This window comes from Chryseobacterium sp. BIGb0232, assembly GCF_024810195.1.
Taxonomy (GTDB): domain Bacteria; phylum Bacteroidota; class Bacteroidia; order Flavobacteriales; family Weeksellaceae; genus Chryseobacterium; species Chryseobacterium pennae.
Window position 1 is genome coordinate 200,065 of record NZ_JANUEH010000010.1, and the last position, 23,007, is coordinate 223,071.

Genomic DNA, 23,007 nt, shown 5'->3' on the forward strand with positions numbered 1-23,007 from the left:
GAAAATGGAGAGAAAGAGCTTGAAAAGAAATAATATAAGTTCCATGGTTAAGTTTTTTAGAGTTAGCTTACAAGCCAGTCTTTAAAGTCTTTGACACGGTCCCGGCTTATGGTAATTTCTTCCTGAGGCTGAAATTCAAGGTCTACTTTATAATAGGGTGAGGTATGGATATTTCTGATATAATCAGAATTGATGATAAACTGCCTGTTAACCCGAAAAAACTTTTTCTCATCCAGAATATCTTCGAGTTCATCCAGGGTAAAATCTGATGGATAAGAACGGTCTTCAGTCTGAAGATAAACGATCTTATTTTCACTGAAAAAACAACTTATTTCATGGGTCTGGACAATTTTCAGGTTATAACCAATTTTCACTAAAACCCTTGAAAGAACAGATTTTTCTTTTCTGATCAGTTGCTTGATATCCTGGGATCCAATGTCATTATTGGAGGGGATGAATGATTTAAACTTCTCTACAGCTCCTGAAAGATCTTCTTCAAGAATTGGTTTCAGCAGATAATCGATACTGTTTAATTTAAAAGCTTTTAAAGTATACTGATCAAATGCTGTCGTGTAAATAATAAAGCCTTTGGTAGGTACTTTTTCAAAGATATCGAATGACAATCCGTCTCCAAGAACAATATCTGAAAAGATCAGCTGTGGGTGCTCGTTTTCAGAAAACCAGGCTACCCCCTCTTCTACTGATTCTATTTTAGCAACCACCTCAATATCAGAGAAATGACTCAACATTCTTTCTAATTTCCTTGAAGCAGGTTTTTCATCTTCGATAATAACGGTTTTGATCATTAAGTTGATAGTTTTATTCTTAAAATTTGGCAAATAAAATTAGATAAAAAATAGTCAGGTTTAAAGATCTATTGTTTTTTTATTTTTCCCCACTTCTTTTTCTATAATTTCCTTTTCCCATTCACCATTAAAAATAAATAATGAAGTGGCTTTCATTATCAGAATCAATGCCCAGATCCCTAAAAATAAATGCCCGCCAAATATCTGGTAACGCAGTTCATCATTAAACCAATCGTCTCCTAGAATAATTAGGGATATAATGCCAAACCACATCAGGTTTTTATAAAACTTTTTCAATTGCTGAACTCTGTTGTATGCTGTATTATAATTCATGATCTATTGTTTTTTTTATGGTATTATAATGTTTTAATTTTTCCTTTCTCTTCAGCCATCAGCTCTTTTATTTTCTTTTCTTCCCAGCTTTTGCCGATTCCAAATACATTTACAGCGTGAAATGCAATTCCGATTCCCCATCCAAGCATGGGCCATAAAAACCATAAATATCCCGGAGATGTTATAAGATTTAGAAAAGCTAAAAAGGAAATCACAATACAGTAAGAAGTAATATTCCCGTAAAATTCTTTAAGTTCTTTTACTCTTTTTGATGCTCTTTCGTAAGCAGTTGTTTCTTTATTAAAAGTTTCCATAATTGTTTTTTTTAAAGGTTGATTTGTCTTTTTCTTGATTCAAATGTATGTCGGAAAAGAGCCTCAAATCAATTTTATATTACCGAACGGTAGATTAAGCTTCCTGAATGGTAAAAAAGAACTTTTTAAACTTTAGAAAATAAATGGAATCAATTTCTTCGTATTCTTTCTGTAGGTAATGTATTCCCCCCCGAACTGTTCTACAAGAGCCTGTTCTTCAATTTTAATTCTGTAAGCAAAGGCTAAAAACGGAGGTATAAAAGCAAAAACCAGGGACATCCAGTTATTAAGATAGAGCCCCAATCCAAGGGACGTCAGTAGAGAAAATGCATAAGAGGGATGTCTCAGGTATTTATAAAACCCTTCTTTTTTTATTTTGTGATCTTCTTTAATGGTAACATCTACGGTAAAATATCTCCCTAAAGATCTGATAATAATAAACCTGAAAATAATACCGATAAGAATGAAGGTCTCTCCTACATACATGATCCAGTTTCCATGAGCTATCGGCAGTGTTGATAAATTGGAAATCATTACGGCTGCGGCAATTGAAAAAGGAATGGCCAGCCAAAGAATATTAAGGGTAGATTTATCTTTGTCTTTTTTATCGTCTTTACCGGATTTCAGCATGTTTTTATAAAAAAACTCGCTTAAAAACCATGCAACCATGGAAATTACATATAGGGTGTGTAAAGCAGTCATTTCGATTGATATTAGAAGGTTTATTCAAAATATGAACGAAAATCATCTGTTATTTCAGCAATCTGACAGTTTGGTTATTCTGTAGGTTTGCTGATCTTACAGATCTCTTTTCTCTTTTTTCATCAGCTGACGGATCTTTTTCTCTTCCCAGGTATGCAGATAGCTGTTTTTTGATAAAAAAACGACTGCTGCGTGGGTTACAAGTCCGATTCCCCAGAAAGTAAACGTAAAGAAATTTTTGAACTGAAAATAGCTTTCTCCGGGTTTCAGCTGGTTATAATTGTAAAAAACAATCATTGCATTCACGGCAATATAGACAAACAGATGGGCATAAAAGCCTCTTAATTTCTCAACATATCTTTTAGCTTTCTGATATTGAATATCATTTTCGTCAAATGTTTCCATCGTTATTATTTTTTTGATTATTCATAATTTCACGAATCTTCTTTTCCTGCCAGGATTCTCCAACTCCAAACACCTGAAATGCATGAGTGGCTACCCCAATTCCCCAGCCAAATACCGGAAACCAAAACCAATGGAATGTGCTTTTGGTAAAAAAATTAATAAAGATCAAAAAGGGAATCACAATACAGTAAGAAATCAGGTTGATATAAAAATCTTTGATCTCTTTCATTCTCTTCTGTGCTTTTTTATAAGCTTTAAGATCATTATCCGGCTGTTCACTGACAATATTGGGTTTACTGGCCAACATCGGAAGTTTTACTTTAAAATAATCTTCTGCCTTTTCTATGAAAACATTCCTTTTAGTAAGCAGAGAATAACGTTGCACAATATTAGCCAATCCTATTCCGGAACTTTCTTTGATCTGCTCCCTTACCTGTAAATTATTCTCAATGCAAAGGATATCATTTTCTGAAAAAACTCTGATGATCAATGGCTTTGAAGAGGTGGCAAAATTGTGTTTGATACAGTTTTCCAACAATAGCTGCAGTGACAAAGGCACTACATATTTCCGGAAGTCTTCTTTTTTAACATCAAAAATAAAATCAACACTGTCTTCGAATCTTGTTTTTAAAAGATCACAATAGGTTTTGGCAAATTCTATTTCATCCTCCACTGTAACCAGCTCTTTATCTTTCTGTTCAAGTACATACCGGTAAATCTTTGACATTGAAGCTGTAAACTTCTGTGCCTGATGAGGATTTTCATCAATCAGAGAGCTCAGAACATTTAAAGAATTAAAAAGGAAATGAGGATCCAGCTGGTTTTTTAAACTTTCAAACTGTGCATTGGCTGATTTTGCGATCAATTTCTGCTCCACCACTTCTTTTCTGGAAGTCTTCTTCAGTTCCTGCATAAAGCTTTTCGCATGAAGAAAGGCCGAAATAAGCAATGCTATATTGATGGTAAACCAATTGGCAAGATTATATTTCCCTGAAAAATACTCTTCTGTAGTTGCTCCTTTCTGAATCAATATAAAATTAATATAATTACAGAAATAGACTAATATAATATTAACAACAATAACGGAAACAATACTTATTACTGCTCTTTTGGAGGTTTCATCAGACCAGGGAAATCTTTTGTTGAGAAAATTATTCAAAAATCCATTTCCTCCTCCCAACACAACGGTATACAATAATGAGATGAGAATAGTAAGTCCAAAGTTTTCCAGATTTTTCTCTCCTGTAAAGGCAAAAAAGAAAAACATAGAGACGATGAATGAGATCCAAAACATTGTTATAATATCTTTACGCTTCATGATTCGTTTTCTTGATTCAAAATTAGCTTTTATTATAGGTACCAAAAACTATTTCTTACCGAAGGGTTCATTTTTATCCCTGAATGGTATATCTCAATAGAGTGTCCCGGATGGCAAATTAACAATTCAATAATCAAAAAATATTACCCAATAAATTATTCATTGAAAAACAAATATTTTAATGAAAATAACCCTTTCTTTTGTATAAAAACATTAAAAAAGCACCTTTGCGGTAGGGTGCTTTTTTCATAATTAGACTACAAAGTCTTATTTTTTGACTTATTGGGAGTCTCTATTAGATTATTTTTTATTTTCTGTTGGTAAACTCATAAAGTATTCTGCTTCTCCTCTTCCCCAATTCGGATCCAGAGACGTTTTAGACTTATATGCATTAAATTTTGTGATTGCTTCTTTAAACATTTCTACCCCTTTGCTTTTGCTTCCTCCGTACTGCTCGGGTGTAAAATAGATATCTTCAGCTTTAATAAGGGTAATTCTCGGATTTGAAGGATCTAATTTTTCGGCTCTGCTGAGTTCTTCTGAAGCTCTTGCTCCATCTGTCATGAAACGTTGCTGCGGATTAACCATCATTCTTAAAGAATAAGCCATCTTTTTCAACAGGTGAATCTCGGCATTATCTGCTCCGGCAAGACTTTGTGCGGTACCAAGATATTTTTCAGCCTGTGCTGCCACCCCATCCAGATCCTGAGTATTGCCGTTTCTCATCATCACTCTTCCTTTTTGGATTTGAGAAAATGCAGCATAATATGGAGGTAACCACTGCGAACTTTCTTTACTTCCTATTCTTTGGAAATCATTAGACAGTGTCTGAAAATCTTCAGGGGTTTTACAGGTTTCTATTTTTGCAATTTTTTCAGCCATTACTTTTTCATAATCTGTCTGTGCAAAAGCAGTTAAGCTCATTAAAACTAAAGCAAAACTTAAAAGGTATTTTTTCATGATATCAAATTTTAAAGTTGGTTAATTATTTATTCGAAGTTATGTTTTTATAAGTTATTATTGATGGCATCTTCTGTTTTATCGACTCCAAAACTGAAAAAGGCCCCTACAAAGACAAAAGTATTTACTGGAGGAACTACTGCTGAACTTCTTGATCCGTTGGTTGAAAAATTGTATCCGTATACATTTTTAGATCCAAGAACGTTTGAAATACTCAAAACAAAGACAGTAAATGATTTTGCATCTTTTTTTCCGATACTGGGAACATAATTAAAGCTAATATTCAAAGCATTGTAATCTTTAAGCCTGCCTTCATTTCTTGTATAGTTAACGGCTTCTCCATTTTTAAGCTCTGTAGCAATATCATAGTATGGGCGGCCTTTAGCATAGGTATAGGATAAATTTACGCCCAGTTTCCATTCCGGAATGAATCTTTTCACCACTGCCGAAAGTGTATGTTCTGCGGCAAAACCGGGTTTCAGACTTACGGGATAATTGATAAAATCTCTTTTTGAATCTAAAAAGGAATACGTTACCCAGTAATCTATATTTTTGAATGTCTTTTTATTGTCTCTCCAAAACAATTCCAGGCCTTTTGCATATCCGTATCCATCATTATTCAGAGCGGTCTGAATCTGTTGGTTCTGTTGTTTTCCAGGCAGAATACTATAGGTTTTAATAAGCTGATCATACTCTTTGTAAAAAGCTTCAAAACGCAGGCTTCTTCCTTCTGAGCTTCTCAAAAGCTGGAAAATATAATGCTGTGATTTCTGAAAATCAAGAGCTGCCGGCCCATTGATATACTTGCTTTCCGGATTCTGGTAGAAGATTCCATAAGCTATATTGGTAGTCCATTTATCGGAAAGTCGGTATGCCAGTGCAAAACGGGGAGCTATATTACTTTTACCCAAATAAGATGAGTTTTCTGCTCTTACTCCGATCTTTGCAGACAGTGCATTGCTAAATCCCAGGTCCGTTTCTATGAATGCAGAGGAAATCAAATCCTTATAATTTTTCTGAACAGTTTCAAAGTTCAGGTTTTCATTAGTATTATTCAGTTCAAAACCACCTCTTACAGCACTGATTCTGTTGATTTTTCTTTCAAGAACCGTTTTAAAATTCACATAATTTCCATCAGTCAGCAATTTTGTGTGATTATCTTCTATCTCATTGGTCTCTGTAGAAAAATTAAGATCTGACTGGTTATAAGAGTAAGAACCTCCTACATTCAGAAGATATTTTCCGAATTTTTGTCTGAAAGAGAGATTATGATACATCGTTTTACCTTTTAACCTCACAAGCCCAAACTCATATTCCGGTTCCAGACTTTCTGTTTTTACACCCATTTTATTGGAGTTAAACATTCCGTAATATTTAAAAAAACCACCTGATTTTGTTTTGAATCTAAAATTAACATCTCCGTTCAGCCCCTGTGGAGCATCAATAAAGTCTGTATTAAAATGGAAAACATTCTGCATAAGACTCAGAAGAGAATAGCCCAGAGAGGCACCGTATGAATAATTTTTTTGTTCTCCCAGTTTTTGAAATCCACCGCTCAGAAAAATAGGAGAAACCCCGAAGTTATAAGAACTTTGATCCGGCAGATCAACACTTTCCAACATTAAAGCTCCTGAAAGAGCCTGACCGTACAACGCTGAATATCCACCACTTGAAAAAATATTTCCTTTAAAAAGAGAAGTATTGAACTGATCTCTTCCTGCAATTCCAGGAACAGAGTTCGAAAAGTAATTATTAATAAGACTTCCATCCATAAAAATTTTGGATTCAGAAGCTGTTCCTCCTCTGATGAAAAGACCTTCAGACTCTCCTACTTTCTGCACACCAGGGAGATAGGTTAAAGCCGATGTTATCTGTCCGTCTGCCCCGGCAGTGGTATAAATATCAAGAGGACTAAGCAAGGCCGTTGCTCTCTTTCTGTCACTGGCTTCTATAGAACCTGCAGAAACCACTACGGCATCTATTTCACTGATTTGCTCTTTAAGATCTGCATTAATTATTATATCCTGATTTTCAATACCAATCTCTTTTTCAATGTCTTCATATTTAGGATGGGTAAAAGTTATTTTATGGCTTCCTTTTTCTGAAGTTTCGAAGGAGAAATTGCCCTGCGCGTCTGTGGTTGCTCCGTCATAAGTATCTTTTAAGGTAATATTTACTTCACTTATTCCTTTATTTTTATAGGTTACCTTTCCTGATATCTTTATCTGGGAATATCCCAGGGCAAAGGTTGTGAGAGCTATCAGGAAGAATATTTTATGTCCTTGTGTTTTCATGGTTATTATTTCTGGATCAAAAATACTATGACAAATGCCCTTCTGTAAAAAAAATATTACTGAAAGGCATTCTTTAGTTACTGAATGGTAAAAAATGCTGGGCGCTGGAAGAAAGGAGGCTGGAAGTTACTTTTGGTCATAATAACTAATATCCATTATCTTCATTACTTCCGGTTTAAAACATTCAGTATTAACTACTGAATGGGGATACAGAAGTCCACGATCATTTTTCCCTCCGGATGTTCTTTAAAGTTGGAATGATAGATCTCAAACGGAAAAGTTCTTCTTGTAGAATAGTTATGTTCATTCATCCATAAAAACAATGATACCCAGCATTGTTCAAAATCGTTAAGGGTAACCTCACCGCTTCCTACAATAAATTTTCCAGCTTCTATAGTTTCTGAAAAAACTTCCCCTGTTGGTTCTTCTGACTTTTCATCCAAAAGCATACAGGCATGAATCCTGACCTTATCGGGAGGGGTTACTTTAAAGCTGTCATGATACACAGAGATCATTTTCACCTCTTCCCGTGTAAACAGATGTTTCTTCTTTGCCCAGTCTATCAGCACATTATAAGAATGTTCTACATTCGCAATTCCAAGGCTCATTACTGCTGCCAGATTCATTTCCGGCATTTCTTTTACTTCAATTTTTAAATTCATTGCTGTCCAATTTAACAGGTTTTCAATAGTGCAAATGTATTCGCTGAAAACCGTATCAATTTGTCCGTTCTTGCTTTGTGTTTGTAAAATCTTGTGAAATGCTTTGGGAGCTGTTCTGCGAAATTCGGATGGTGGCAATCCGTAGTATTTTTTAAAGGTTTTGCTGAAAACAGAGTGATTGGAAAATCCAAGATCAAGATAGATTTCCTTAATTTCCATCTCTTTCTTTACTGCCAGAAAAAAAGCGCTTTTTTCTATTTTTTTTCTGATAATAAAATTCTGAAGAGTCTCTCCTGTTATCAGCTTGAATATTCTGTGAAAATGAAACGGAGAATAGGCACTGATCTCTGCAATTTTTTCAAGAGAGAGGTCAGCGTCAAGATTTGCATCAATATATTGTATAATTTTTACAATCCGTTTTTTATATTCTTCCAAAATAAAAAGATGTAGAATCACAAAGGTATTGATCTTAAGTGCATTTCTATTGTCTATTATTGCTAAATAATGGTACTCTATAATTTTTTTAGACGCAAAGTTTTTATTTTGATTCCGTAGACTTTAGACTTTAGGAGGCAAAGATGAAATCAACTCCGTTGATTTGATGAAACGAATGGATCATCAAAGTGTTCTTTCATAGAATAAACAACTGATTATCTTTCATTTGCTTGATTTTTTACTTCAATTCCTTGTCTTTTTTCATAGCTATGTATATACAAAAGCTACCAATTACGGCTAAAATAGCTCCAAAAATAAAAGGTGCACCGCTGTAAGAAACGGGTGACCGGGGAGAGGTAAAATAAGCAAATATCCATGTCATCAGCAATGGCCCGAAAATAGAGGTTAAGCTGAGAACACTGGTAAGTCCGCCCTGTAATAATCCCTGTTTATTATCCGGAACTTTTGAGGAAATCATGGCCTGAAGTATTGGGGATGCCATTCCTCCGAGGGCATAAATCGCTATGACAACAAACATCATCCAGCCTTTATTAGCAATCCCGAATAACAGCATACTCAGACAAAAGAACGCCAGGAAAATAATGACAGATTTCCTCTGCCCTAATTTATTGATAAACAGCCCAATCAAACCACCCTGAAAGATCACCATCAGCAGCCCCAAAAACCCCATTGAATAGCCTATCATATCTTCTTTCCAATTAAATTTATCCATCACATATACACTCCAGGAACTTTGTACAGAATGTCCTGCTAAAGCAATCAAAATAAAGGCAATGATAAATGCAGGGGCCAGTATTTTCTTATCCAGGCTTTTCATGACTCCAATCGGGTTGGCGGTTTTCCAGGAAAACGGGCGGCGATTGCTTTCTGATAATGATTCCGGGAGCACAAAAAAGCCATAAACAAGATTAAGTAAGCTTAATCCGGCGGCAGCATAAAAGGGGATTCTTTCTCCATATTGTCCGAGAACTCCACCAATAAGTGGCCCAATAATCATTCCTACCCCAGCAACGGCACTCATGATTCCAAAATATTGTCCTCTTTTTTCAGGGGTACTGACGTCTGAGATGTACGCTGCTGCTGTTGTCATACTGGAGCCCATAATTCCATTGATGACCCTTCCTACAAACAGCCATGCAATATCAGGTGCCAGCGCAAGAATGAGATAATCAATTCCAAGTCCTAATAATGAGCATAAAAGTACGGGTCTGCGTCCATATCTATCGCTTAGCCCTCCTAAAACCGGTGCAAACAAAAACTGCATTAAAGCATATACGGATATAAACCAGCCGATATACTGAGCCGTAATACTTATGTTGTCTGCGTTGGACAGTTTTGTAATCAGGGTAGGCAATACCGGCCCGATAATTCCTATTCCAATAATATCAATCAGTACTGTGATATAGATAAAGGTTAGCGCGTGTTCTTTTTTTCCAGGCATAGATTTGCTTTATGGGTGAGTATGATATTTTATCATTTAGCTGTTGCAGTATTCATAAGATTTTTAATGACCTGCGACAGATAGTTGAAATTCTGATTGATAAAGAAATGGTTTCCGTTAACAATCTGGCATTCACATTCTGCTTCCGTGTAGTTGGCCCAGTTTCTTATATTCAGTGCATATTTTTCACTTTTCCCCATTATGGCATAAATGGGTGTCTGTATTTTTATATCGGGAATCTGATTGCTTTTGTTCTCCAAAAGTCCAAAATCACTTCTCAATACGGGCTCAAAAAAGTCTAATAATTCCTCATATTGCATTACCTCATCGGAAATCCCACCCAGTTTTCTTACTTCTGCAAAGAATTCGGTTTTGGGAAGGTCTGCAATAGGAGGTGTATTTTTTATTCCGGGGCCCGGATACCCTGTAGCAACAAAATGTACGGGACCATCACTCTCTTTTTCCATCGCATGACAAATTTCCAGCCCCAATATCGCTCCCATACTGTGGCCATAGATCAAATACGGAACATCTTTCTGTCTTACCCGTTGTATCTGTTCCAATACATCAGCAATGGCTTCCTGTTTATTTTTTAAAGGAGGCTCTGCCATCCGGTCACCTCTTCCCGGAAGTTCCGGAGTTTCTACCTGAAAATGGGATTGCAGCCCTTCTATTAAAGGACGGAAGGAATTCCTGTCTCCGCCGGCATAGTGCAATAAAAATATCTGTGGTTTTGATGATTTTGTTCTGTTCATGGGGGTTTCCTTTTATAGTTCTACATAAAAGCATGGGAGAAAATGATCTCCCATCCTGTTTTATTTTCCAACTGTTTTATTAATGATATCGATGATCTGTTCTTCTTTTTCTAACATAAACTGGTGTGCAGCTTCCACAGGATATACTGATAACAGTTCCTGATTTTCTATGACTGAGTCTACATTGTTATAGGTACAATTCATCATATAATTATTAAATGATTCGTCAAATCCTTCTCCGCCCAACATTGCTTTTAATAAGACCACTTTTGTAAAACCAAGGCTATTAGAAATGTGTTCTCTTGCAATGGTAAACTCTGCCGACATAAAGCTTTTTGTAGCAATAAAATGGCTGTGATCTACAGGAACTTCCAATTTGCTGCTCAATTCTTCATCGGAAGGGAATGAAAGGAAGTTGACTAATTTTTGATCTGAGGCATAGAAAATGGTATCCAGCAGATAGACTTTAATCTTCTTGCATCCTCGTTTTTCCAGTTGAGAAGCTATTTCCAGCGCAATGGTTCCACCCAGAGACCATCCCAGTAAAATATATTCTTCCTGCTGGGTCTCTTCCTGTATCTGAATGATGTGATCCAGGTAATATCCTGCCAGTTTATTCAGGTTATCAATCTTTTCTTCATGATAGAGGTTATAAGAATCCACGCCATAGCAGTCATAGCTGGTTTTCAGTTGTTCTGCGAGGGACTGATATACTTCACTTCCTCCGTTTCCTGGATGGATAAAGAATATATTCGGATTGTTATTGACTGCATTCAGGATGGATACTGTTCTGTATTCTTTACCGAATTTTGTAATAAGAGCCGCCAGCTTACTGATGGTTCTTTCTTTGAAAACATCTACAATCTTCACTTTTACATCCAATACCAGCTGTATTCTGCTAATCAGTTTTATCGCCATAATGCTGTTTCCACCTACTCTGAAGAAATCATCATGAATACTGATAGATTCAGCATCAAGACCTAATACTTCTCCATAAATTACTGCAATCTGTCTTTGAAGCTCATTTTCCGGAGCTGCATATTCTGATACGCCTGTAAATTCAGGTTCTGGAAGCTGTCTTCTGTCCAGTTTACCATTAATCGTCAACGGTAAAGCTGTTAAATGAACAAAAACATTAGGAATCATATATTCCGGAAGTGATTTCAATAAGAATTCTGACAGCTGGAGAGGGTCAATTACCGGATTGGAAACATAATATCCCACAAGATATTTCATATTTCCTTTGTCTTCTTTCACCAGAACGGCTGCCTGACGAATGCCCGGATATTGAAGCAGGGTATTTTCAATTTCTCCCAACTCAATTCTATGTCCTCGGATCTTCACCTGGAAGTCGTTTCTTCCCATGTACTCCAATTCTCCATTAGCCAGCCTGCGTACTAAATCTCCGGTTCTGTATAAACGGCTGTTTTCATCTTTTCCTTTCTGATCAGCTGTCTGGAATGGATTAACCATAAAGCGTTCTTCAGTAAGTTCCGGTCTGTTCAGATACCCTCTGGCAACACCCGCTCCTCCAATGTACAGCTCTCCTACGGCTCCATCAGGAACAGGGCGATATTGAGCATCAAGAACATATAGGGTTGTATTGGCAATTGCTTTACCAATATTCAATGGGTTTTGATCTTCTTTGTAATCATGAAGCGTAGCACACACTGTTCCTTCTGTTGGTCCGTATTCATTGATAAGGGTAATATTTTCGATGTTTTTATTCAACGCCGGGAAACTTTCTCCTCCTGCATGGATCAACTGTAAACTTGTTCCGTTATCCACAACTTCCCTCAACAGGACTGGTGGAATAAAGGAAACTTCTATGGTATTGGTTTTAATATAGTCATTAAGCTCATTCACTGAAGTTCTAAGCTCATTACTGTACAACCAAAGGGTATTTCCGTTGCATAAAGACGGGAATACTTCATACACAAAGGCATCAAATACATAATTGGAATAGACTCCTACATTTTTGTATTTTTCAAGCTGATGAACTTCAGTCATTGCATCGATCAGATTGATAACCCCTTTATGTTCAATCATTACTCCTTTAGGAAGTCCTGTGGTTCCACTGGTGTAGATCACATACGCTAAATTGTCTGACTTTACACGGGAAACAGGATTATGAGTCTCTGCTGTTGACAGTTCTTCAATTAATGCTTTATCATTCAATAAAACCAGATTCACCTCTAAGGAAACCTCACTGAATTTGTCTTTTACTTCTTCATGAATAAGAATCACCTCAGCTCCCGTATCTTTTAAAATATGACTGATTCTATCTGCAGGATAAGAAGGATCCATCGGAACATAAGCTGCTCCGGCCTTTAATATCGCAAGAATTGCTACTAGCATATCTTCTGAACGTTCAAGACATAATGGAACAAGATCATCAGGCTGAAGCTTGTATTCTTTGATGAGATAATTTGACAACTGATTTGCTCTTTCGTTCAGTTCATTGTAAGATAGTTTAACATCCTGATATACCAATGCCATATCATCAGGTGTTTTGGCAGCCTGATATTCAAATTGTTGATGAATTGTAGCTTTATCCTGATATGCTTTTCTGTTATCATTCCATATCTCTGTAATCTGTCTGTTCTCTGTTTCTGAAAGAAGAGATAACTCTCCTATTTTCAGATGATCTGTATTGGATTTTTCAATCTGTACAATCTGGCCCAACAGGTGTTGATAAGTGTTTGCTATACGGGTTATTGTCTCTTTTTTAAATAAAGAGGTAGCATAGTTGAAAGACATCTGAATTCCTTCAGGACTTTCGTTAATCATTGTTGTCAGATCAAATTTCGCTGCCTGATAATCTACGTCACCATCAAAAGGCTGGAAAATAACCTCCTCTTCCTGAGCTGCAACACCTCCAGCATTACTGGTCTGAAGGCCAAACATCACCTGGAACACCGGATGTCTTGAAGTATCTTGTTCCACTCCCAGTTCTTCCACCAGTTTCTCAAATGGAAGATCCTGATGAGCCTGAGCTTCTGTGACTGATTTTGACACCTGCAGAATGAAATCCTTTATATTTTGTTGAGGATCAATTTTTTCTCTCAATGCTAATGTATTCACAAAGAACCCAATAAGGTCTTCAAGACCAGCATAGTGACGGTTAGCGATTGGGCTTCCTACTATAATATCTTCCTGTCCTGAATAAGTAGAAAGAGTTAGATAATAACCACTTAACATGACATTGTACAAGCTTACTCCAAGATTTCTAGAAATGTCTTTCAATCCAAGCGCCATTGCTTCAGGGATATTAAATCTAGCAGTATCTCCATCATAAGAAATCTCAGCCGGTCTGTGGAAATCTACCGGAAGATCTAAACTCTGATAGTCATCCAGTTTTGTTTTCCAATAGTTAATCTGGTTATCTAGACGTTCTCCTGTAAGATAGTTTCGCTGCCATAATGCAAAATCCTTGTATTGAATATTTAATTCAGGAAGCTCCGGCTGTTTTCCTCCGGCAATGGCATGATAAGCTTCAGCCACTTCTTTCAGGAATATATCGGTAGACCATCCATCAAAAGCAATGTGATGAATGACTACTGACAGGTAGCTGATATTATCTAACTTGAAAATATTGACTGCAACAGGAATCTCTTCTTCCAGACGGAATACCTTATGAGCGCTTCTGTTTACAAGCTCCTCCAGTTCTTCTCTGTTTCCTGCTTCTATAGTTCTGATTTCCGGAAGAAGGTCAGTTACCACCTGATAACCAACCCCATTTTCTGTAGTCAGAATGAATGTACGAAGTACTTCGTGACGTTGGATTACAGTTTCTAAAGCTCTATGTAAAGCCGGAATATCAGTTTTTCTGCTCAAAGTAACCGTCATCGGAATGTTATACGCACTGCTTCCGCCTTCATAGGATTCTATAAACCAAAGTCTTTCCTGGGCAAAAGATAATCGTTGATCTTCCAACGAATCTACTTGTGAAGGAAGAATAGTGATCTGATCTTCCTGAATATTTTCCATTAACGCCGCCGATAAAGAAGCCACAGTTTTATGATTGAATATCATTGCGACGTTAGCCTGCATTTCCAGTACCAGCCTGATCTTACTGATCAGTTTTATTGCCATAATACTATTTCCGCCTAGTCTGAAGAAGTCGTCATTAATGCTGATCGTTTCAGCTTCAATTCCTAATACTTCACCATAAACCTTACATAGTTTTTCCTGCAATTCATTCTCTGGCGCTGTATATTCATGACTTCCTTTTAATTCCGGTTCCGGTAACTGTTTTCTGTCCAGTTTTCCATTAAGGGTAACAGGTAATGCTTTCAGATGAACAAAAATGTTTGGTACCATATATTCCGGTAATGTTGCAGACAGGAATTCAGTCAATTGTTCATCATTTAACTCGTTATCAGAAACATAGTAGGCTACGAGATATTTTACACCTGCATTATTTTCTTTGGCCAATACTGCTACCTGGCGGATATCGGAATATTTTACCAGAGCATTTTCAATTTCCCCAAGTTCGATACGGAAACCACGCACTTTCACCTGGAAGTCATTTCTACCCAGATATTCTATGTTTCCACCGGACACCCATCTTACTAAATCTCCTGTTTTATATAAGGTCCCGTTATATTCTTCGTCTTTTTCTTTATCTGTATGGAATGGATTTGCAATGAAGCGTTCTTCCGTCAGCTCCGGTCTGTTCAGATATCCTCTGGCAACTCCTACACCGCCAATGTACAGTTCTCCCACGCCTCCGATAGGAACCGGATGTAAGAATTTGTCCAGCACATATACTGCTGTATTGGCAATCGGCTGCCCAATCAATACGTTCTGAATAGCGGGATCATTACAGTCATAATACAGAACATCCACGGTAGCTTCCGTTGGCCCGTAAAGGTTATGAATCTCAGCATGGCTCATTAATCTTCGTGCATCCTGTACCTGTTTTAATGGTAGAGCTTCTCCACTACAGAAAATGTATCTTAAGCTTTTTACCATAGCCTGCAACTCTTCTTTAGTGTCTAATGTTTCCTCAAAGGCACTTAACATAGAAGGTACAAAGTGTAAAATGGTCACATCGGTCTTTTGAATAACTTCAGCTAAGTATTCTGGATCTTTATGTCCTTCCGGACGTGCAAATACGATACATGCCCCATAAAAATGAGCCCAGAATAATTCCCAAACGGAAACATCAAATGTATAAGGCGTTTTCTGCAGGATATTATCTGTTGGTACCAAAGGATAGGTATCATTCATCCAGACAATACGGTTCACTACACTTGTATGTTCTACCATTACACCTTTTGGATGTCCCGTGGTTCCACTGGTGTAGATGACATAGGCAAGATTGTCCGGCTTAATAGCTGTAACCGGATTGGATGCATTTTCTTTTTCAATGATTTGCTTGAATGAGGTATTATCTAAGGAAATAACATCTACATTCATACCCTGTAATTTCTCTGCTGTACTTTCCTGAGCCAGCATAATTTTGGCCTTGGTATCTGACAGGATATATTCTATTCTTTCTGCCGGATAAGAAGTATCCATTGGAACATACGCTGCTCCGGCCTTCAATACGGCAAGAACTCCAATCAGCATATTCTCTGAGCGTTCCAGGCATAAAGGGATTAAATCATCCGGCTGAATGTCATAAACTTTGATCAGGTAATTGGCCAGGCGGTTTGAGCGTTCATTCAATTCATGATATGAAAGTTTTACGTCTTCATAGACCAGAGCTATATTATCGGGAGTTTTCAACACCTGATCTTCAAATAGGCTGTGAATTGTTTTATCTGACGGATAGCTCAATTGGGTATCATTCCAGGTAAGCATCTGCTCCCATTGGCTCTCTGAAATATAAGAAAGGGCATCGGATGTCATTTCAGGATTATCAAGAATCTGATTCAGAATAATTTCCATCCCATCCATCAGCTGCTTCATGGTTTTGTTTTCAAAAAGAGCGCCTTCATAGTTCAGTTTAAGCAATACACTTTCTCCCTGTTCTGAAGCCATTATTCCTAGAGGGTAATCCAGTTTTTCCACCGAATCTTTGAATATAAAACCAAGTTCATTGCTTCCTTCTCCTTTTGGAACAGGATAATTTTCATACACAAATAAGCTGCTGAAGATACGACGTCCGTCATGGTGAAGCTCTGCAAGGTTGATGTCACTATGGGTATTCAGATCACTGATCCTGTTTTGAATTTCCATGATACGATCTATGACACGACTGTCTTCATGATTAACAATTAACGGTAAGGTATTGATATACAATCCGGCTGAGGATTCTATACCATCCACAGGTAAGCTTCTTCCGGAAACAGTAGTTCCTACTACTGTTGTCTGCAATCCGCTATACAGTTTTAACTGGCTGTGCCATAAATATTGCAATACAGCATTTACTGTTAGCCCATGAGCTTTCGTAAAGTCTTTCAAATGGTGATATCTGTCTCCGTTTATCAACATTGTTACTTTCTGATGATCTCTGATATGACGATAAGTTCCTAAATCTATCTGTCTTTGATCTTCTTTTACAAGGCTTTTCAGATCTTCCTGATCTTCAAGAAGAGTCATATACTGATCCCAGAAGCTACGGCCAGCTTTTTTGTTGACCTGTAAATATTTTTGACTCGCGGCATATGCCTGGTCTATTGACAGCACATATTCTTCATTATTCACTTGGCTCAGATATGCCTCATGAACGCTATTCATCATCACAGGCATACTCCATCCATCCAGTATAGCATGATGGTTACTGAACAGGCAACTGTAATATTCTTCATTTCGTTTGAAAAGATAGACTCTGAACAGATTTCCTTTGGTCAGGTCATATCCTTCAAAACGATCGTTATGAGTGATTTCTTTGATCAATTTTTCCTGCTCTTCTTCAGACAGAGCACTGATATCCTGATATCTCCAGTCTAATTCTCCTTTTTTGTCTATTACCTGTACGATTTCTCCATTCCAGTCAAATCTGACACGAAGGGTTGGATATTGTGCCTGGGTTAATTTCCATGAATTTTTTAATTTCTCTGTATTTATTTTAGCACGATACTCCCACATCAGCTGTACTCTGTAGGCGTCATCTGTTTCTCCCTGGTTCAGGGCATGATAGACAAATCCTTCCTGTAAGCTGTTGGCAAGATATACTCCTTCTATTTCTCCTTTTTCCTGAATCGCTGAAAGCTGAGTCTTTTCCACCACATGATCTACATCTGATCCCGTAAGGTAGCTTCTGTTCTCTTCTGAAAGGTTCTTAATAATGGATTCCAGATTCTGTTTGAAGCTTTCGGATAAAAGGGTAATGTTTTCAGCTGAAAGGTATCCTGAAATTCCGAAGCGAAGCTGACCGTCGACAACTGCACCATTGATACTTACGAAATGACTGTCACGGTTGGAAGCTCCAACTCCTGCTCCGGTATCTTCGGCTGCAATGAACCATGTTTTCTCACCTGATACATCTTCTTTGTCAAGCTGGCCTAAGTAATTGAAACTGATCTTCGGTAATCCACGGTTTGTATAGCCTACCAGGCTACCATAACCGATTCCATTATTCGGGATGCTTCTCAAAGATTCTTTGGTCAGGATAACGGTGTCTTTTGATGATTTTCCTGATTCCAGCTGTACCGGATACATGGTGGTGAACCATCCCATCGTTTCAGTGATATCTAACTGGCTGAATACTTCTTCACGTCCATGACCTTCCAACAGAATAGCATGACACTTATCCCCCGTAACCTTTGTAAGAGCCTGTGCTAAAGCTGAAAGCAACAAATCATTGATCTGAGTATGGTATACATGATGTATTCCACGAATCAGAGTTCCTGTGGATTCTTTATCCAATTGAAGGTGACCATGCTGGTATTCTCCTGTAATGAGTTTAGATAATGTTGAATTACTTTCTTCAACAATATCAGCAATATGATTCCAATACGTGGTTTCTTGATCTCTGGATTCCGGAGTTTCTTTTTTATAGCTTCTGATGGCTTCTACCCACTGACGGTAGCTGCTTCCTTTCTGAACCTGATAATTTTCTCCTTTTTCAAGGGTTTGATAGATATTCTTCAGGTCTTCGGTAAGGATTCTCCAGCTTACGGCATCGATAATAAGGTGGTGGAATGCAAAAAATATTCTTGCACTTCCATCCTGATAACCATCAACATATCCAATCTGATATAGTGAACCGTTTTCAATATCAAAATGGGACTGCCAGTCTGTGAATATATCAGCCAGTTCTTCCGGTTTCAGATCAGACGCGTCAAGATAATTGATTTCAGGAGCATTTTCTCCTGATTTATATTCCTGAGTATGACCTGTATATCCCAATCTGAAGGCATCATGTTTCGTCAGTAATAAGTCTATAGCCTGTTCAAATAGGTTTTTGTCAAGCTTCGGAACATTAATGATGAATGCCTGGTTCCAGTGATTGAATGCTGTAAGGTAACCGGATTCTTTTTGCTCAAAGAACCATTCCTGTACCGGCAGAAGCGGAACTTCTCCTGTAAGAATTCCCTGCTCGGTAAGAATATTGGCTTCACTTCCATGTTTTTTATCTTCTATAAGCTGAGACAGTGAGGCTACCGTTCGGGCAGTAAAGACTTCTTTTACACTTATTCTTACTTCTAGCTGCTGGCGGATCTTTCCTACCAGCTGAATACTGATAATACTGTCTCCTCCTAATCTGAAGAAATCATCATGAATACTGATGGTATCAGGATCAAGTCCCAGAACATCTCCATAGATTTGGCAAAGCTGTGACTGAAGTTCTGTTTCAGCGGCTACATAGTCTTTACCACCTGTAAATTCAGGTTCAGGTAATGCTCTTCTGTCCAGCTTTCCATTAATGGTAAGCGGAAGTTCAGCTAAGTGAACAAAAGCACCTGGAACCATATATTCCGGAAGAGATTCTGATGCATATTCTGAAAGCTGATCAGCATCCATAGCTGAATCTGAAACATAGTAAGCTGCCAGATACTTTACTCCTGATTTATTTTCTCTTGCCAAAACAGCCGTCTGACGAATGCCTTCCAATTGAAGCAGGGTATTTTCTATCTCTCCCAACTCAATTCTATGACCACGAATCTTCACCTGGAAGTCGTTTCTTCCTCTGTATTCCAGTTCTCCGTTTGGTAACCAGCGAACTAAATCTCCGGTTCTGTATAAACGACTGTTTTCATCTTTTTCTTTCTGCTCCGAGGTCTGGAACGGATTTACCATAAAACGCTCTTCAGTAAGCTCAGGCCTGTTCAGATAACCTCTGGCAATACCTGCCCCTCCGATAAACAATTCACCTACAGCTCCTACAGGAACAGGGCGATATTGAGCATCAAGAACATATAAAGTTGTATTGGCAATCGCTCCCCCAATATTCAACGGGTTTTTATCTTCTTTGTAATCGTGCAGTGTAACACATACCGTTCCTTCTGTTGGCCCGTATTCGTTGACAAGGGTAATATTTTCAATATTTTTATCCAATGCCGGGAAACTTTCTCCTCCTGCGAAGATCAGTTTTAAACCTGTTCCATTTTCCACAATTTCTCTCAACAAAACTGGTGGAATAAAGGAAACTTCTATGGCATTGGTTTTAATATAATCATTAAGCTCATTCACTGAAGTTCTAAGCTCATTGTTGTATAGCCATAGGGAATTTCCGTTGCATAATACTGGGAATGCTTCATACACAAAGGCATCAAATACATAATTGGAATAGCATCCTACTTCCTGATATTCGTCAAGCTGGTGAGCCTTTATCATTGATCTGATGAGGTTTATTACTCCTTTATGCTCGATCATTACTCCTTTAGGAAGTCCCGTGGTTCCACTGGTATAGATCACGTAAGCCAGATTCCCTGAATAAACTTCTGTAACAGGGTTATTAGTTACTTCTGTTTCAAGTGTTGCTTTAAGGGTAACTTCATCAAGTGAAATGAGGTTTATATTCTGTAATTTATCGATGGTACTTTCCTGTGCAATGACCAATTTTGCCTGGGTATCTTCCAGGATGTGACCTATTCTGTCTGCAGGATAGGATGGGTCCATTGGTACATAAGCTGCTCCTGCCTTTAATACGGCAAGAATTGCAATCAGCATATTTTCGGATCTTTCAAGGCATAATGGTACCAGATCATCAGGCTGAATCTGGTATTGATGGATCAGATGATTAGCCAAACGGTTGGATCTTTCATTCAGTTCACGATATGAAAGTTTAACATCATTGTATACCAAAGCTATTGTATCAGGATTTTTTTCTGCCTGATATTCAAATAACTGATGAATGGTCATTTCTGATGAATAGTCTTCCTGCGTGGCATTCCATTCTGTGATGATCTGCTGTGTTTCTTCTTCTGATATGAGTGAAAGATTACGGATTGGTGTCTGATCCGGATTGGTGTCTATCATCTGATCTAAAAGAAGCTGATAAGAACCTGCCATTCGGATAATGGTTTCTTCTTTAAATAAAGCTTTCGCATAATTGAACATGATCCGGATATTTTCTCCGTCATCGTCAATCATTGTGGTAAGATCAAATTTAGCAGCCTTATAATCTACTTCTCCGGTAAAAGGATGGAATAATGCTTCTTCCTTATTGGCTTTAACGTCTCCATCAATACTTTGAAGTCCAAACATTACCTGGAAAACAGGGTGTCTTGAAGTATCCTGCTCCACGCCAAGCTCATCCACCAGTTTTTCAAATGGAAGATCCTGATGAGACTGAGCTTCATTGACTGATTTTGATACCTGAAGAATGAAATCACTGATATTCTGTGCCGGATCTACTTTTTCTCTTAAAGCCAAGGTATTGACAAAGAAACCGATGATCTCCTCAAGGCCCGCATGGTGACGGTTCGCTATCGCGCTTCCCACCACAATATCGTCCTGTCCGGAATAAGCAGACAGCATCAGATAATAACCTCCCAGCATTACACTGTACAGACTTACGCCTAACTTTTGGGAAAGGGCTCTAAGTTTTTCTCCCTGCTCTGTATTCAGGTTGAAATAAAGATTTTCTCCTTCGTAGGATATTTGAGATGGTCTTTTGAAATCTGAAGGCAATTCCAGGTTCTGGAAATCATCCAGTTTATTTTTCCAATATCCAATCTGATTTTCAAGACGATCTCCTGAAAGATACTCACGCTGCCATAATGCAAAGTCTTTATACTGAACTTTTACCGGAGGAAGTTCCGGTTCTTTTCCATCAGAAAGACTATAGTAAATGGAAGCTACTTCTTTTAAGAAAACATCTATAGACCAGCCATCAAAAGCAATGTGATGAACAACAATAGACAGATAGGCATGCCCTGCAAGTTTGAAAATATTAATCTCTACAGGAGTTTCTTCATCCAGGCTGAAAACTTTATTCACACATCTGTTGACAGCATGCTCCAATTCTGATTCGTTATTTACTTCTGAAATTTTAATCTCAGGAACAAGGTCTGTAACTAATTGATATCCTATTCCGTTCTCAGTAGTATGAATCATTGACCGAAGTATATCATGACGCATTATTACCGTTTTCAAAGATTCCTCAAAAAGATTCAGCTGAATACTGTCATCTAATCTTGTAATAATAGGAATGTTATAGGCACTGCTTCCGCCTTCATAGGATTCTATAAACCAAAGTCTTTCCTGGGCAAAGGACAATCGTTGCTCTTCAGGGGAATTTACCTTAACAGGAACTATGTTTATTCCATTTTCGTTATGATTTTCATGAGCTAAAGCATAGGAAAGAGAGGCCACAGTTTTATGATTAAACACCATGCCTACATTGACCTGCAGATCCAGCTCCTGTCTGATTTTGCTGATTAGTTTAACGGCCATGATACTGTTTCCTCCTAATCGGAAGAAATCATCATGAATACTGATCGTTTCAGCATTAATTCCTAATACTTCACCATATACTGCAACAAGCTGTTTTTCAAGATCTGTCTCCGGTGCAATATAGTTTTTACTGCCTGTAAATTCTGGCTCAGGTAATGCTTTCTTATCCAATTTACCATTGATTGTAAGGGGTAAAGAGAGTAAGTGAACAAATACTGATGGAACCATATATTCTGGTAATGATTCTGACAGATATTCTGACAGTAAAGATGAATCTATCTCATTTTCAGAAACATAATAGCCTGCAAGGTATTTTAAGCCTGAAGTATTTTCTTTGGCTAAAACTGCAACCTGACTGATTCCAGGATAACCCAATAGCTGATTCTCAATCTCTCCCAATTCGATCCTATACCCACGGATTTTAACCTGGAAGTCATTTCTTCCGATGTATTCAAGTTCTCCATTGGATAACCAGCGTACTAAGTCTCCGGTTTTGTATAAACGTCCGTTCTCTCTTTTTGATTTCTGATCTTCTGTCTGGAAAGGATTCGTAATGAAACGTTCTTCGGTAAGATCCAATCTGTTCAGATAGCCTCTGGCAATTCCGGCTCCGCCTACATAAAGCTCTCCTATAGCGCCTACAGGAACTATTCGGTGGTGATTATCCAAGACATAAGCCGTCATATTTCCAATTGGACCTCCGATATTCACCGGATTTTCATCTTCGTTATAATGATGTAATGTAGCACATACCGTAGTTTCTGT

General features: G+C 37.8%; 12 protein-coding genes. All 12 read right to left on the bottom strand.

The window, feature by feature from the left end:
* Positions 1 to 62: 62 nt before the first annotated feature.
* Positions 63 to 806 carry a LytTR family DNA-binding domain-containing protein gene (locus M2372_RS19950; protein ID WP_123320280.1) on the bottom strand — a complete coding sequence of 248 codons (744 nt, stop codon included), beginning with the start codon at positions 804 to 806 and terminating at the stop codon, positions 63 to 65.
* 60 nt (positions 807 to 866) lie between these two features.
* Positions 867 to 1,139 carry a 2TM domain-containing protein gene (locus M2372_RS19955; RefSeq protein ID WP_123320279.1) on the bottom strand — a complete coding sequence of 91 codons (273 nt, stop codon included), beginning with the start codon at positions 1,137 to 1,139 and terminating at the stop codon, positions 867 to 869.
* A gap of 23 nt (positions 1,140 to 1,162) precedes the next feature.
* A complete protein-coding gene (locus M2372_RS19960) occupies positions 1,163 to 1,453 on the bottom strand; it encodes a 2TM domain-containing protein (RefSeq protein WP_115968593.1) in 291 nt (96 codons plus the stop codon).
* Between the two features lie 132 nt (positions 1,454 to 1,585).
* On the bottom strand, positions 1,586 to 2,155 hold the full coding sequence (locus M2372_RS19965) for an isoprenylcysteine carboxylmethyltransferase family protein (protein WP_123320278.1): 570 nt from the start codon (positions 2,153 to 2,155) through the stop codon (positions 1,586 to 1,588).
* Positions 2,156 to 2,251: 96 nt separating this feature from the next.
* A complete protein-coding gene (locus M2372_RS19970; protein WP_123320277.1) occupies positions 2,252 to 2,560 on the bottom strand; it encodes a 2TM domain-containing protein in 309 nt (102 codons plus the stop codon).
* Positions 2,547 to 3,878 carry a 2TM domain-containing protein gene (locus tag M2372_RS19975; RefSeq protein ID WP_115968599.1) on the bottom strand — a complete coding sequence of 444 codons (1,332 nt, stop codon included), beginning with the start codon at positions 3,876 to 3,878 and terminating at the stop codon, positions 2,547 to 2,549. The genes M2372_RS19970 and M2372_RS19975 overlap by 14 nt, the downstream gene beginning before the upstream one ends.
* A gap of 300 nt (positions 3,879 to 4,178) precedes the next feature.
* Positions 4,179 to 4,838: a hypothetical protein gene (locus M2372_RS19980; protein ID WP_123320276.1), complete on the bottom strand. Its 660-nt coding sequence runs from the start codon at positions 4,836 to 4,838 to the stop codon at positions 4,179 to 4,181.
* Positions 4,839 to 4,885: 47 nt separating this feature from the next.
* The gene (locus tag M2372_RS19985; RefSeq protein WP_123320275.1) at positions 4,886 to 7,132 is read right to left on the bottom strand and encodes a TonB-dependent receptor; all 2,247 of its coding nucleotides are present in this window, start codon (positions 7,130 to 7,132) and stop codon (positions 4,886 to 4,888) included.
* Positions 7,133 to 7,326: 194 nt separating this feature from the next.
* Complete coding sequence (locus M2372_RS19990) at positions 7,327 to 8,229, bottom strand: GyrI-like domain-containing protein (protein WP_148060789.1); 903 nt, start codon at positions 8,227 to 8,229, stop codon at positions 7,327 to 7,329.
* A 238-nt stretch (positions 8,230 to 8,467) separates the two neighbouring features.
* Entirely contained in the window at positions 8,468 to 9,691 is a 1,224-nt protein-coding gene (locus tag M2372_RS19995) for a TCR/Tet family MFS transporter (RefSeq protein WP_123320273.1), read from the bottom strand.
* Positions 9,692 to 9,723: 32 nt separating this feature from the next.
* Positions 9,724 to 10,446 carry a thioesterase II family protein gene (locus M2372_RS20000; RefSeq protein ID WP_123320272.1) on the bottom strand — a complete coding sequence of 241 codons (723 nt, stop codon included), beginning with the start codon at positions 10,444 to 10,446 and terminating at the stop codon, positions 9,724 to 9,726.
* Positions 10,447 to 10,506: 60 nt separating this feature from the next.
* Positions 10,507 to 23,007, bottom strand: a 12,501-nt coding sequence (locus M2372_RS20005; protein WP_259081178.1) for a non-ribosomal peptide synthetase, incomplete at its 5' end; no start/stop codon positions are given.